Origin of the sequence: Enterobacter sp. JS8-1 (assembly GCF_049187015.1) — a bacterium.
Taxonomy (GTDB): domain Bacteria; phylum Pseudomonadota; class Gammaproteobacteria; order Enterobacterales; family Enterobacteriaceae; genus Enterobacter; species Enterobacter mori.
The window spans coordinates 903,816-920,379 of the sequence record NZ_CP185805.1 but is presented as its reverse complement, the minus strand read 5'-3'; the positions used below and the strand labels follow the sequence as shown (position 1 = coordinate 920,379).

The window sequence follows — 16,564 nt, the reverse complement described above, 5'->3', positions numbered from 1 at the left end:
CGCAGAAAGCCCGCCATCCGAAGATGGCGGGTTTTACTGGGTTACATCATTATTTGGTTATTCTGCAGCAGCGTAACCAGATCGGTTTGAACGTCAGCCAGTGTGACAACCTGCGTGAAGCCATGTTGTCCGCCCTGACCGTCACGGTCGATACTGATCACGGTATCGCTTCCGACAACCTCCACCTTGACGTAATCAAGCACGCCGCGAGAGGAGTAATCCAGCTCCAGTTTTCCATCGTCCTCGAAGAAGGAGACAGAGCCCTTGTAGTCAAGCAGCTCGCTCATATCGAGCAGATCTGCATCACTGTCTTTCACCAGATTACCCACCTTGAAGCCGTGGATCGTGTCGTGGCCGTTGCCGCCGGTACCGTCGTTAGACATTCCTGCCAGCACCTTGTACATCAGCGTGTCGTTACCGCCGTTGACCAGGTAGAAGGCATCATTGCCACCACGACCGTCGAACAGGTTGTTCGCGGAGTTATCCGTGAAGGTATCCTGCTGGTTTGACCCGACCAGTCCCTCAATGCTGAGGAGCTTATCGGTGCCGTTACCGGTTGCAGTACCTGTCCACAGGTTGGCGTTAACCGCACTGGTAGAACGGCTGTAGTCAACAACGTCCATACCCGCAGTTTCACTCCAGACTGGCTTGCCGCTCACAATCTGGTTCCAGCCGCCGCCACCGTTGTAGGTGTCGTTACCCGCCGAACCGAAGAAGGTATCGTTATAGCCCGTACCGATGATCCCGCTGTTGCCTGAGGTGTTGTTCGCGGCACTGCCGCTTTCCGCCGTCAGCACGTAGGAGTCGTGGGCTTTACCTGTTGTCAGGCCGCCCCAGTTCTCATTCACCGTACCGTTGGTGTAACCGCCAATGCTGCCCGTTGCGCCAATGTGATCCGCTTTACCGTCGGTAATACGCAGCATCTGCACGGAGTAAACTTCGTTCGGATCCAGTCCGAAGAAGCTCACCAGACCCATACTGTTGCTGGAGCCGGAGGACTGCGGGTTAATCAGCTGGGTAGCGACAAGCTCGCCCGCCGAGTTATAGAGCTTCACGGTGTTGCTGTAGAAGGTATTGATGCCGTTACCGTCAACAATACGGATCTGCAGGCTGGTACCGTCCGCCGCGATATTGGTGTTTTTCACCAGCATCGTGCGGCCCGCGTCGTCACTTGCCACCACGTTGGCATCTGCACCCGAACGGTACAGCACCAGGTCCATCGAACCGTCCCAGTCGTAGTCAAGCGCCACGGCACCGGTCAGGTTGTTGAACATTGTGTTACCCGTCAGGCTGACCTTGTTGGTACCCCAGTTGTTGCTTCCCGTATTGGTATACAACATTGGCGCACCGTTCACGTCAGAGCGAGGGACTTCGATAATGTCCATCTTACCGTCGTGGTTCCAGTCCACCGCCAGCGAGGTGCCACCGTCTAGGCTGTCACCAAACCACTGGGCCTGGCTGTCGGTTGCGTTGAGCTTACCGGTACCATCGTTGAGGTAAATGCGGCTCTCATCGCTGTTCGCGCCGCCTTTCGAGCCACGGCTCAGGAACAGATCCAGCCAACCATCGTTGTTGTAATCGCCATAGGTCATGGAGATTGAACGGTTGCCGTAGTCCTCGTGACCGTCGTTGCGGAACACGTTCGCGTAGTAGCCAACTTCGCCGAAGTTTGTCTCCGATGTGCCGGTCGTCTGGTTATAGATAATACCCAGACCACGCGAGGTGTTACCCGCATAGGAGCCCGCGCCGTTGTAGTCGATATGCGCCGTAATATCTACGGTACCGTTGTTATCGATGTCCACAGCACCCACTTCGTGCAGCACGCTCATCGCCGATGGCAGAGCCCCGCCAGGGTGACCGTCAGAGAAGCCGGAATTGTCCTCGTAACTCAGCGTGCCCTGCTCATTCTTAACGAAGGAGATGGAGTCCGCTTCGGAGTCAGCCAGCACGAAGTCCAGATAGCCATCACCTTCACGGTCATAGGCGATCACGCCGCCCAGGTGGTTCAGGCTTCCCTGATCCAACGCTTTCGCCGAGTAGCTACCGTCCGCGTTTTGCAGCCAGTAAGCGGTACGACCTGCGTTTCCGTAGCTACTGACCTGCGACATCACGTCGGTGTAACCATCGCGGTTAATGTCCGCAAAGGTTGCCGAGTTGATGTAGCGGCTGTAGGACGGGTCGTCGACGTTGTAATCAGATCCGTTGCTGGTTGACGGCTGCGCAAGATACGTTGAATCGTAGTCTTCACGCGTCACGGAATCATACACACGTCCGGCGTTAGCGGTTGTCGTTCCTGACGTGCCACGGGCACTCTGGAAGAACGACCACAAACCGTCCTGGCTGATGGTGACCGCTGCGGCGTTCAGTCCACGACCGTCAGAGTCCGTCGTTCCGCCCCAGGTCTGTTCAATCAGCGTACTACCGCCACCTTCAGTGACGCCCGTGCTGGTGCTTGCGCTCATGCTTGAGCGGTTGCCCGCCTCGTCCCAGACCACAAAGGCCAGGTTATGCGCGCCCGCAGGCAGGGTCGTATTCAGGGTCCAGGAGCCGTCGGCGTTTGCTTTCGCGAAGCCAATGATCTGATCCAGGCCTTCCTGATAGGTGCCGTTGCTGTTGACGTCGCTCACCAGAGAAACAATCGCACCCGCTTCAACGCGACCATACTGACCGCTGGAGAAGGTGAACGAATCTCCCGTGCTGGTGTGCTGAGGCACATCCGGCGCCATCGTGATGGCATCAGGCGAATCCAGATCGATGACCACGTTGTAGCTATCCGCAAACTTCGTGTTCGTACCCGGGTTGCCCGCAACGTCAATCACCTGCAGCTTGAAGCTGTGGGTGGTGCTTGCCGTTGCTTCCGGCAGTTCATAGCTCCAGCTCTGGCCGTTGAGTGCCAGCGTTTTCCAGGTCTTTCCGTTATCCAGAGAGATCTGCAGATGTTCGCCAGCCTGCAGCGCCGCGCTCAGGTTACCGCTAAGGGTGACGGTACGGTCACGGGTGACCATGTCGCCGTTCGTCGCCGTTGCGGCATGACTGAAGTGATCCCCGGTCGTCAGACCATGGCTGGTATCGGTAGTCACTTTGGTTGTCGTAGACAGACCGTTCATGTCACTGCCGCCCGATGCCACCTGCAGCGCCTGAGAATCGGTGCTGCCGACGTTACCGGCGTTATCCACCACGCGAGCCTGAATGGTGTACGCACCATCGTTCAGCGGCGTGCTCTGCATATCCACAGTCCAGGATGTGCCGGTTACCGTTGAGGCACGCGTCCAGGTCACACCGTTGTCGAGGCTAATCTCAACCCACTCGTCCGCCTGCAGGGCTTTGTTCAGCTCACCGTTAATCAACAGCGTGTTATCGCTGGTGATGAAGTCAGTGTCTGAAGCACCACGGTCTTCCGAGATCGAGCTGATGTTGATAACCGCGTCAGACACGGTGGTATCGACAACAATCGTCCAGGTGTTGCCTGGCGTACTGACGTTGCCTGCTGCATCCGTGGAGGTTGCAACAAGATTCCAGGTGCCTTCAGCCAGCTTGTTCGCGTCGCTGATTTGCAGCGTCCACTGACCCGTTGTGCTATCGGCCACGGCGGTACCCAGCAGAATGCGGGTTGTCGCATCCACCTGATGGTACACATTCACCGTGCTGCCCTTCTCTGCCGTACCGGTAATTTCCGGCGTGGTGTCGTTGGTCGGCTTGCCGTGAGCAACGGAACCCTGAACCGGATCCACATCGTCCAGCACGTTGGTAATAACCGGTGCGACAGGCGCAACCGTGTCCACAACCAGATCGAAGTCGATCGGCGTGAGCGGGTTATTCGACGGATCGGTCCCGGTGATGCGCAGGGTATGCGCGCCATCGCTCAGGCTACTCATCGGCGTGAATTCCCAGTTACCATTGGCATCCGCTTTCACGGTACCCAGCTGAACGCCACCGACATCGGTGATGATAATGGTGCTGCCTGCCGTCGCCTTACCGACCAGCTGTACCTGGCTATCGTTCGTGACTTCACCATCGCGAAGTACGCGAGAACCACCCGCTTCCTGGACATCATCCACCACCTGCAGCAGCTGCAGATAGCTTGCGCCCGTGGAGACGTTAACGGTGATATCGTCAACGATCGCACTGCTGTTACCCGCCGGATCCGTTACCTGAGTCGCGAACTGGTGTTCGCCATCAACCAGCGGCGTGGACGGGGTGAACTGCCAGCTACCGTCAGGGTTGGTGACGGTGACTGAACCGATCGCCTGGCCATTATCATAGATAGTGACCGTGCTGCCCTGCTCCGCTTTACCGGTGAAGGTCGGTTTGTTGTCGTCCGTGGTCATGCCCTCGGTCAACTGACCTTTCCAGGCACCCTGATCGTCAGACACCTGCAGGCCAGAAACCGGATTCGGTGCTGTTGAATCAATGGTTACCGTGAACGAACCGCTGCGATCGCTCTCCTGACCCGCGCTGTTGGTATTGGTCACCGTAAAGGTGTAGCTACCGTCAGCCAGTGCCGGAGATGCCGTGAAGCTCCAGGTGCCATCGCTGTTCAGCGTTGTTTTACCTACAACCTGACTGCCGTTGTAGATGGTGATCGTATCGCCCGCAGCACCGTCCGCAGTCCCGTTCAGGGTCGGCGTATCGTCTTTGGTCAACGCATTGTTGGCCAGGTTGATAACGGTTGTGCCGGTATCGTCCAGAACGTTAACGATCGCTGGTGCATCCGGGGTATCGGACATAATGACGTCATAGCTGTCAGCCGGTTTCGCCACGTTGCCAACCCGATCGGTTTCCGTCACGGTCAGTTTGTTGATGGAGTCACCGTACAGAGACTCAGATGGCGTCAGTTCCCATTTGCCGTTCTGATCAACCGTGGTGGTACCCAGTACCTTCGTGTTGCCGTCTTTATCGGTGGTGTAGACCGTAATGACGTTGCCCACTTCAGCACCAGAGCCGCGGATCACCGGACGTGAATCATCCAGAACGCCGCCATCCGCAACAATCCCCTGAACGTTCCCCACGTTATCCGTAACGGAATCAATGGTCACTTTGCTCGCATCCGGCGCGGTGTAGTCGGTGGTCAGCACGAAGTCCGCAGACTTGTCGCTGACGTTTCCGGCTTTATCCGTCGCCGTCACATAGAAGGTGTTTTTCCCTTCTGGCAACTTACTGCCCGGCTTGAAGTTCCACGCGCCGCTGCTGTTCGCGGTGACTGAACCCAACAGCGTGCCATCAACGGAGTAGATGTTGACGGTGCTGTTCGCTTCGGCCGTACCGTGCAGGATTGGCTGTGGATCGTCAGTCACGTCGTTGCTGTTCAGGTCGTCCTTAACGGTACCCACCTGATCTTCCGCGTAATCAATGCTCGGACGATTCGGTGCTTTACTGTCAATTTCGAAGCTGAAGGTGCTGGAGGTATCCTCTTTACCGGTCAGATCTTTAGCGGTCGCCGTAATGTTATGTACGCCATCGCCCAGATCGCTGGTTGGAGTGAATGTCCAGTTACCGCTGGCATCTGCCGTCACGGTGCCCAGCACCACGCTGCCATCTTTGATGGTCACGATGCTGCCTGCTTTCGCCTTACCGATAATGTCCGGACGGGCATCGTCAGTCACGTCATTGGCCTTCAGTTCGCCAGTTACGGTGCCTTTATCGTCCATCACGCGAACGATAGTGACCGGTACGCTGGAGGTATCAAGCGTGACGGTGACGCCAGCATTTTCTGCACCCAGGTTGCCCGCTGAATCCTCAGCGCGCGCGGTGAAGGTGTATTCCCCATCCGCCAGTGAACCGGTGGTGTAGGTCCAGTTACCGTTAGCATCTGCCACCGCGGTGCCGTTTTCCTGACCGTTCACGTAGACGTGAACAACGCTGCCAGGCTCTGCTTTACCGCTGATGGTCGGCGTCGCATCGTCAGTGGTGTCGCCATTGGACAATACGCCAGTCTTCGGACCTTCGTTATCGCTAACGATGAAGCCAGTGACTTCACCCGGCGCGCTGGTATCCACCGTGACCGGGAATCCGCCGGTTTGCGGGCTCACCTGTCCGATGTCGTTAATGGCTTCCGCCACAAACGTATGAACACCGTCCGCCAGTTTCGGCGTGTTGAAGCTCCATTTGCCCTGGGCATCAGCCTGCGTTTCACCCAGTAAGGTGGTGCCGTTCGGGCCGCCGTAAATGCGAACCGTCACGTTGGCTTCCGCAGTACCGGTCAGAAGCAGGGTGTTGTCGTTGGTTGTCGCATCCTTCTGCAATGGACCGGTATGCGGCGCGACGTCATCTTCGACACTGCTCAGGGTCGGTGGCAGCGGCTGACCGCCTGCATCGATCTGAATAATGTATTCCGGTGAAGCCGCCGTGGTGTTACCCACGCTGTCGGTCTCTTTAACCGTCAGGTTATAGGTGCCGTCAGGCAGCGCCTTGGTGACTTGCAGTTCCCAGGTGCCGTCTGCCTGCACTTTGGCGGTGCCAATCACCTTGTCGCCGTTGTACACGGTGATGGTGTTGCCCGCTTCCGCGCCGGTGCCTTTGATCAGCGGCGTGTTATCGTCAGTCTTACCGCCTGACGTCACGGAGCCGGTCACAGAACCAAAGTCATCCACCACGTCAGTGATGCTCACTTTGCTTGCATCCGGTGCGGTGTAGTCCAGGTTCAGCACGAAATCGTCGGACGCTGCGCTGGTATTACCCGCCTTGTCCGTCGCCGTCACGTGGAAGCGGTGCTCGCCTTCCGGCAGTTTCGCCGTCGGTGAGAAGCTCCAGGTGCCGTCGGCTTTCGCCGTCACTTCGCCCAGCAGGCCGTTCTGATCGTAGATCTTCACGGTGCTGCCCGCTTCCGCCTTGCCACTCAGGGTTGGCGTCGGGTCGTCGGTGCTGCTGCCGTTAGACAGGGTGCCCTGTACGGTGCCCACGTCGTCCAGCGCCGCGTCGATGGTCGGTTTCACCGGCGCATCGGTATCGATGGTCACGGTCCAGCTGCTGCTGCTTGACTCGTTGCCCATCGGATCCTTCGCCGTGGCGGTGAAGCTGTGCTCGCCGCGACCCAGATCCACGCTCGGCGTGAAGCTCCAGGTACCGTCCGCGCCCGCGGTGGTGGTGCCCAGCACGTTGCTGCCGTCCATGATGGTTACGGTGCTGCCCGCCTTCGCCGTGCCGCTTATTTGCGGACGGGTATCGTCGGTGACCGCGTTCTGGGACAGGCTGCCGGTCACGCTGCCGACGTCGTCGGTCACGCCGGTGATTTCCACCTTGCCCGGGACCACGTCAACGGTGATGACCACGTGTGAGCCTTCCGGTCCGGTGTTGCCTGACGGATCGGTCACGGTGGTGGTCAGGTCGTGCTCGCCGTTGGAGAGCGCCTGATCCGGGGTGAAGCTCCAGGTACCGTCCGGGTTCACCTTCGTGGAGCCGATAACCTGGCCGTTGTCGATGATGTTCACCGTGCTGCCCGGCTCGGCCTTGCCGCTCAGGGTCGGGGTGTTGTCATCGGTGGTGTCGCCGCTCACGACCGGGCCCTGGTAGGCGCCGACGTTGTCGGTGACCAGCAGGTCAGAGGCCGCGTCCGGTGCTTTTGTATCCACCACGATACCGAAGCCGCCGGTTGGCTCACTGGTGCGTCCCACGCCGTCGGTGACGGTGGCGGTGAAGCTGTGGTTGCCGTCAGCCAGCGCCGTATCCGGCGTGAAGCTCCAGCTGCCGTTGCTGCCCACGGTGGCGGTGCCAATCAGGCGACCGTTATCGTAGATGCTGATGGTGCCGCCGATCACGCCGCTGCTGCCGCTCAGGGTCGGGGTGGTGTCGTTGGTGACGTCGCCCTTCTGCAGGTAGTCGGCGTGCGGTGCCACGTCGTCATACACGGTGTCCAGCGTCGGCGCCTGCGGCGGCACGGTGGCCACGTTGATGACGTATTCCGCGGACGGGCCGGAGACGTTGCCCACGCCGTCGGTCTCTTTCGCCGTCAGGGTGTATTTGCCGTCCGGCAGCGGGGTGGTCGGTTCGAGGGACCAGGTGCCGTCTGCCTGTACCTTCGCGGTGCCAATCACCTTGTCGCCGTTGTACACGGTGATGGTGTTGCCTGGCTCTGCGCCGGTACCCTTGATCAGCGGACGGTTATCGTCAGTTTCCCCGCCGGAAGCCACCACGCCTGACGCTTTCACGTCGTCGTAGACTTCGGTAATAGCCAGCTTGCTGGCATCCGGGGCGGTGTAGTCCAGGGTCAGCACGAAGTCGTCCGAATCCTGGCTGGTGTTGCCCGCCTTGTCCGTCGCCGTCACGTGGAAGCGGTGCTCGCCTTCCGGCAGTTTCGCGACCGGTGAGAAGCTCCAGGTGCCGTCGGCTTTCGCCGTCACTTCGCCCAGCAGGCCGTTCTGATCGTAGATCTTCACGGTGCTGCCCGCTTCCGCCTTGCCGCTCAGGGTCGGCGTCGGGTCGTCGGTGCTGCTGCCGTTAGACAGGGCGCCCTGTACGGTGCCCACGTCGTCCAGCGCCGCGTCGATGGTCGGTTTCACCGGCGCATCGGTATCGATGGTCACGGTCCAGCTGCTGCTGCTTGACTCGTTGCCCATCGGATCCTTCGCCGTGGCGGTGAAGCTGTGCTCGCCGCGACCCAGATCCACGCTCGGCGTGAAGCTCCAGGTGCCGTCCGCGCCCGCGGTGGTGGTGCCCAGCACGTTGCTGCCGTCCATGATGGTCACGGTGCTGCCCGCCTTCGCCGTGCCGCTGATCTGCGGACGGGTATCGTCGGTGACCGCGTTCTGGGACAGGCTGCCGGTCACGCTGCCGACGTCGTCGGTCACGCCGGTGATTTCCACCTTGCCCGGGACCACGTCAACGGTGATGACCACGTGCGAGCCTTCCGGTCCGGTGTTGCCTGACGGATCGGTCACGGTGGTGGTCAGGTCATGCTCGCCGTTGGAGAGCGCCTGATCCGGGGTGAAGCTCCAGGTACCGTCCGGGTTCACCTTCGTGGAGCCGATAACCTGGCCGTTGTCGATGATGTTCACCGTGCTGCCCGGCTCGGCCTTGCCGCTCAGGGTCGGGGTGTTGTCATCGGTGGTGTCGCCGCTCACGACCGGGCCCTGGTAGGCGCCGACGTTGTCGGTGACCAGCAGGTCAGAGGCCGCGTCCGGTGCTTTTGTATCCACCACGATACCGAAGCCGCCGGTTGGCTCACTGGTGCGTCCCACGCCGTCGGTGACGGTGGCGGTGAAGCTGTGGTTGCCGTCAGCCAGCGCCGTATCCGGCGTGAAGCTCCAGCTGCCGTTGCTGCCCACGGTGGCGGTGCCAATCAGGCGACCGTTATCGTAGATGCTGATGGTGCCGCCGATCACGCCGCTGCTGCCGCTCAGGGTCGGGGTGGTGTCGTTGGTGACGTCGCCCTTCTGCAGGTAGTCGGCGTGCGGTGCCACGTCGTCATACACGGTGTCCAGCGTCGGCGCCTGCGGCGGCACGGTGGCCACGTTGATGACGTATTCCGCGGACGGGCCGGAGACGTTGCCCACGCCGTCGGTCTCTTTCGCCGTCAGGGTGTATTTGCCGTCCGGCAGCGGGGTGGTCGGTTCGAGGGACCAGGTGCCGTCTGCCTGTACCTTCGCGGTGCCAATCACCTTGTCGCCGTTGTACACGGTGATGGTGTTGCCTGGCTCTGCGCCGGTACCCTTGATCAGCGGACGGTTATCGTCAGTTTCCCCGCCGGAAGCCACCACGCCTGACGCTTTCACGTCGTCGTAGACTTCGGTAATAGCCAGCTTGCTGGCATCCGGGGCGGTGTAGTCCAGGGTCAGCACGAAGTCGTCCGAATCCTGGCTGGTGTTGCCCGCCTTGTCCGTCGCCGTCACGTGGAAGCGGTGCTCGCCTTCCGGCAGTTTCGCGACCGGTGAGAAGCTCCAGGTGCCGTCGGCTTTCGCCGTCACTTCGCCCAGCAGGCCGTTCTGATCGTAGATCTTCACGGTGCTGCCCGCTTCCGCCTTGCCGCTCAGGGTCGGCGTCGGGTCGTCGGTGCTGCTGCCGTTAGACAGGGCGCCCTGTACGGTGCCCACGTCGTCCAGCGCCGCGTCGATGGTCGGTTTCACCGGCGCATCGGTATCGATGGTCACGGTCCAGCTGCTGCTGCTTGACTCGTTGCCCATCGGATCCTTCGCCGTGGCGGTGAAGCTGTGCTCGCCGCGACCCAGATCCACGCTCGGCGTGAAGCTCCAGGTGCCGTCCGCGCCCGCGGTGGTGGTGCCCAGCACGTTGCTGCCGTCCATGATGGTCACGGTGCTGCCCGCCTTCGCCGTGCCGCTGATCTGCGGACGGGTATCGTCGGTGACCGCGTTCTGGGACAGGCTGCCGGTCACGCTGCCGACGTCGTCGGTCACGCCGGTGATTTCCACCTTGCCCGGGACCACGTCAACGGTGATGACCACGTGCGAGCCTTCCGGTCCGGTGTTGCCTGACGGATCGGTCACGGTGGTGGTCAGGTCATGCTCGCCGTTGGAGAGCGCCTGATCCGGGGTGAAGCTCCAGGTACCGTCCGGGTTCACCTTCGTGGAGCCGATAACCTGGCCGTTGTCGATGATGTTCACCGTGCTGCCCGGCTCGGCCTTGCCGCTCAGGGTCGGGGTGTTGTCATCGGTGGTGTCGCCGCTCACGACCGGGCCCTGGTAGGCGCCGACGTTGTCGGTGACCAGCAGGTCAGAGGCCGCGTCCGGTGCTTTTGTATCCACCACGATACCGAAGCCGCCGGTTGGCTCACTGGTGCGTCCCACGCCGTCGGTGACGGTGGCGGTGAAGCTGTGGTTGCCGTCAGCCAGCGCCGTATCCGGCGTGAAGCTCCAGCTGCCGTTGCTGCCCACGGTGGCGGTGCCAATCAGGCGACCGTTATCGTAGATGCTGATGGTGCCGCCGATCACGCCGCTGCTGCCGCTCAGGGTCGGGGTGGTGTCGTTGGTGACGTCGCCCTTCTGCAGGTAGTCGGCGTGCGGTGCCACGTCGTCATACACGGTGTCCAGCGTCGGCGCCTGCGGCGGCACGGTGGCCACGTTGATGACGTATTCCGCGGACGGGCCGGAGACGTTGCCCACGCTGTCGGTCTCTTTCGCCGTCAGGGTGTATTTGCCGTCCGGCAGCGGGGTGGTCGGTTCGAGGGACCAGGTGCCGTCTGCCTGTACCTTCGCGGTGCCAATCACCTTGTCGCCGTTGTACACGGTGATGGTGTTGCCTGGCTCTGCGCCGGTACCCTTGATCAGCGGACGGTTATCGTCGGTTTCCCCGCCGGAAGCCACCACGCCTGACGCTTTCACGTCGTCGTAGACTTCGGTGATAACCACTTTACTGGCGTCTGGCGCGGTATAGTCGGTGATCAGCACAAAGTCATCTGATTCCGGACTGGTGTTACCCGCCTCATCGGTTGCGGTAGTGGTGATATGGTGCTCGCCTTCCGGCAGCGCTGTGGTTGGCGTGAACTGCCAGCCACCATTCTCATCCACAACAGTAGAGCCAATCAGCTCGCCGTTGTCATAAATATCAACACGGCTGCCCGGCTCTGCGGAACCTTTGAAGGTTGGGTTCGCGTCATCGGTGGTGCTGCCGCTGCTGAGATCGCCACGGCTGGAGCCCACGTCATCTGTCGCAAGGCCCACGACCGGTTTTTCCGGTGCCACGGTATCTACCGTGATATCGAAGGCTGGAGACGTAACGTCGTTACCCGCCGGGTCTTTGGACACTACGGTCAGGCTGTGGTCGCCCTCAGCAAGATCCTGATCTGGGGTGAACGTCCAGTTGCCATCCGGATCTACAACGGTAGAGCCCAGAACGTCGTCGCCATCTTTAATGGTCACGGTGCTGCCTGGCTTGCCTTTACCGCCCAGTTCCGGACGCGCATCATCGGTCACGTTGCCTGGCTTCAGGTTACCCACGATCGGGCCCTGATCGTCCACCACTTCACCTACGGTGACCTGGTTTGGATCCGGATCGACGGTGAAGGAGATGCCCGGAGACGGTTCACTGGTGTTACCTGACGGATCGGTGACCGTGGTGGTGAGTTCATGGTCACCTTTATCCAGCGGTTTGTCCGGCGTATAGGTCCATTTGCCTTCGTCATCAACGATAACGGAGCCAATCTTCTCGTCGTTGTCGTAGATATCAACAACGCTGCCCGGCTCGGCTTCGCCGCTCAGGGTTGGAGACTGGTCGTCGGTGGTGTCACCCTCACCTACCGGTCCCTGTTTGTCGCCCACGTTATCATCAAGGATGATATTGTCCGCCGGAGCCGGTGCCGTGGTGTCGATAACAATCGGGAAGCTGCCGCTGGTGCGCGCGTTGCCTGCCGCGTCGGTCGCGGTGACGGTGAAGGTGTGCTTGCCGTCAGCCAGCGCGGTGTCCGGCGTGAACGTCCACTTGCCGTTGCTGTCCGCGGTGACGGAACCAATCACTTTACCGTTGTCGAGAATAGACACGGTGTCGCCCGGCGCAGCGCTGCCGCTCAGGGTCGGGGTGGTGTCGTTGGTGGATTCGCCTTTCTGCAGCGGACCAACGTGCGGCTCTGAGTTGTCCACCACGCTGTTGATGGACGGCTCGGTGCTGACCGGGATCAGAACGGTAATGTCGTAAGACGGTGCTTCACCCGCAACACGGTTGCCTACTGCGTCCTGAGTTTCGAGCGTCAGCTTATTCAGCCCTTCCACCAGCGGAGTATCCAGCGCCAGCGTCCAGTTGCCTTCGCTATCAACCACGGCTGAGCCCAGCAGGTGTTTGCCGTTTGCATCCGTGCTGTAGACGAATACGGTGCTGCCCGCTTCGCCGATACCGTTGATAACCGGCTTGCTGTCGTCGGTAACCTCGCCGCTGGCGATATTACCCTGACGGCCGCCGACGTCATCCATCACGGAGGTAATGTTCAGTACATCGCTGGTTGCCGCAGGTGGCGTATAGTCCGTCACCAGCACAAAATCATCAGACTCAGGGCTGGTGTTGCCCGCTTCATCCGTTGCGGTGGTGGTGATATGGTGCTCACCCTCTGGCAGCGGCGTGGTCGGCGTAAACTGCCATGCGCCTTTATCATCAGCAACCGTCGAACCGATATGCTCACCATTGTCGTAAATATCGACACGGCTGCCCGGCTCTGCGGAACCGTTGAAGGTTGGGTTCGCGTCGTCGGTGGTGCTGCCATTGCTCAGATCGCCGCGGATAGTGCCCACGTCATCCGTTGCAGATCCCAGCACTGGTTTTTCCGGTGCGGTCGCATCGACGGTGATATCGAAGGACGGTGAGGTCACCTCGTTACCCGCCGGATCTTTGGACACCACGGTCAGGCTGTGATCGCCGTCAGCCAGATCCTGATCTGGCGTGAACGTCCAGTTGCCATCCGGATCTACAACGGTGGAGCCCAGAACGTCGTCGCCATCTTTGATGGTCACGGTGCTGCCTGGCTTGCCTTTACCGCCCAGTTCCGGACGCACATCATCCGTCACGTTGCCTGGCTTCAGGTTACCCACGATCGGGCCCTGATCGTCCACCACTTCACCTACGGTGACCTGGTTTGGATCCGGATCGACGGTGAAGGAGATGCCCGGAGACGGTTCACTGGTGTTACCTGACGGATCGGTGACCGTGGTGGTGAGCTCATGGTCACCTTTATCCAGCGGTTTGTCCGGCGTATAGGTCCATTTGCCTTCGTCATCAACAATAACGGAGCCAATCTTCTCGTCGTTGTCGTAGATATCAACAACGCTGCCCGGCTCGGCTTCGCCGCTCAGGGTTGGAGACTGGTCGTCGGTGGTGTCACCCTCGCCTACCGGGCCTTGTTTGTCGCCCACGTTATCATCAAGGATGATATTGTCCGCCGGAGCCGGTGCCGTGGTGTCGATAACAATCGGGAAGCTGCCGCTGGTGCGCGCGTTGCCTGCCGCGTCGGTCGCGGTGACGGTAAAGGTGTGCTTGCCGTCAGCCAGCGCGGTGTCCGGCGTGAACGTCCACTTGCCGTTGCTGTCCGCGGTGACGGAGCCAATCACTTTACCGTTGTCGAGAATAGCCACGGTGTCGCCCGGCGCAGCGCTGCCGCTCAGGGTCGGGGTGGTGTCGTTGGTGGATTCGCCTTTCTGCAGCGGTCCAACGTGCGGCTCTGAGTTGTCCACCACGCTGTTGATGGACGGATTGGTGCTGACTGGGATCAGCAGATTGATGTCGTAAGACGGCGCATCGCCCGCAACGCGGTTACCCGCCGGATCCTGCGTCTCCAGGGTCAGCTTGTTCAGACCTTCCGTCAGCGGGGTTGATGGCGTCAGGCTCCAGGTACCATCGCTGCCCACAACCGCTGAACCAATCAGGTGTTTACCGGATGAGTCGGTGGTGTAGACGAATACGGTGTTGCCTGCTTCGCCGATACCGCTAATGAGCGGTTTGCTGTCATCGGTGATTTCACCGCTGGCAACGTTGCCCTGACGATCGCCCACGTCATCCGCTACGGCAGTAATTTTCAGAACATTTGCTGAAGCATCAGGCGCGGTAGTGTCAACTTCAAACTCCAGCGCTTCCGAGGGATCGCTGGTGTTGCCCGCCTTATCCGTTTGCGTAACGGTGATGCTGTGGTCGCCTTCGCCCAGCGGTTTCTCTGGTGTCAGCGTCCAGTTGCCTTCATCGTCAATGACGGTAGAGCCCAGAACCTCGTCACCATCATAAATGGTCACGGTATCGCCAGGTTCACCTTTACCGCTGAATACCGGACGCGTTTCGTCAGTGACGTCACCGCCTTTCAGCTGACCGGTAATCGGACCGGTATTATCCTCAGCATCAACCATATCCGGTTTTGCTGGCGGCGTAGTGTCAACAATGATCTGGATAGGATCGGAAGGCTCGCCGACATTACCCAGCGGATCTTCCTCAATCACCTCAACATTGTGCTCACCCTCGCTGAGATCTTTCTCAGGCGTGTAAGTCCATTTCCCTTCGTCGTCGACGATAACCGAGCCGATCTCTTTATCGTTATCTTTGATAACGATGGTATTGCCCGGCGTGCCTTCACCACTGAAGGACGGCTTGCTGTCATCAGTCACGTCGCCTGGCTTAAGTGGACCCGTTACCGGACCCGTATTGTCATTAACTTCAGGCGTTTCTGCTTTCCCTGGAGGTTCGGTCAGAACAATGAATTCACGTTCATCTGAAGGCTTGCTGACGTTGCCCGCTTTATCCGTCTGGCTGACCGTAATGCTGTGGTTGCCGTCCGCCAGATTTTCGGAAGGTTTGAAATACCAACGTCCATCGTCGTTGACCGTGGTTTCGCCGATCTTTTTACCGTTATCGTAAATAGTAATCGTCGCGCCCGCTTCACCGGTGCCGCTCATTTCCGGTTTTGGATCGTCGGTGTAGGTGTCGTCAAGAATTTCGCCGGTGACTTTACCCACCTTATCCATGATGTGTTCAATCGTTGGCGCATCTGGCGCAACGGTATCTACAACGATGGTGATCGGGTCAGAAGGTGGGCTTTTGTTTCCGTCAGGATCTTCAACCACAACGGAGAGGTCATGTTCGCCGTCGCTCAGCGGTTTGTCTGGCGTATAGCTCCATTCGCCTTCATCATCGACGATGACAGACCCGATTTCCTTATCATTATCGATGATATGGATGGTATCGCCCGGATTTCCTTTCCCCGTCAAAGACGGTTTGGTGTCATCGGTCACGTCACCTGATTTCAGAGGGCCTTTGATAGAGCCTTCATCATCAATTGTCTGGCCAATGCTCGGCTTTTCAGGTGTCGCGTGCTTGTCGCCATCTTCGTCATCGAGTTCGGACAGCGCAAAAGCCGCCCCTACGCCCGCCGCCGCAAGCGCAAACCATCCCAGCATGCCGAACAGCATGTCGTTGTCGTCATCAGGGGCCGTCAGAATTGGGCCAGCAGCACCTAACGGATCGCCGCCCAGAGCAACCGGAGACATGCTGCCATCCGCAAGGAGATAGCCAGTATCGTAGCTTTCGCCTGACACGGGAATATAGGCATACAGAAGTCCATCTTCTGCCATCCCCATCAGCGTTGGGTTATTTTTATCACCATCGAAGTAATCCTCAATGATGATGCTAGGCTGTGTGTCCCCTTCCTGAATAATATGTAATGCTTTACCTACACGTTGAAGGGTAATATTTTCTGGTGCGAAGTCGTCATTGACGTTCTTCAGCAGATACTTATTGCCGGCGATCAGCTTTATCTTAACCGTCCGGCCTGCGTCCGCTGTCAACAACCGAGTTTTTCCGTCTCCGCTGTTCACTGCTAAAATGACTTTACTTTCCGTCATATAAAAGTCCTTGGTGAATTTCACTCGCTAAATTAAGGACATATAAGCACTTCTGTGATTACATCCTTTACTGCTTTGCACTTATGTCTTCCATACATAATTCATGTCTATTGGGTTCATTGACATGATGCTTAAAAATATCATGTCTGGTTTCTTTATATGATTAGGAAAAAACCACACAGAAATATACGCAGCACTAGGAATAGTTAACACCGGACAGGGAATTAATGAGAGGGTATGAAATAATAAAAGGAGCGAGAATTAATCGTAATTAACTTACACCAAAATAAAACAGAAATAAAAGTAATATA

At 59.2% G+C, this 16,564-nt stretch carries 1 protein-coding gene; it reads right to left on the bottom strand.

Going from position 1 to position 16,564, the window contains the following annotated elements; all coding sequences use genetic code 11:
* Positions 1-41: 41 nt before the first annotated feature.
* The gene (locus ACOQH0_RS04305) at positions 42-16,253 is read right to left on the bottom strand and encodes an Ig-like domain-containing protein (RefSeq protein ID WP_421511615.1); all 16,212 of its coding nucleotides are present in this window, start codon (positions 16,251-16,253) and stop codon (positions 42-44) included.
* Positions 16,254-16,564: the final 311 nt, after the last annotated feature.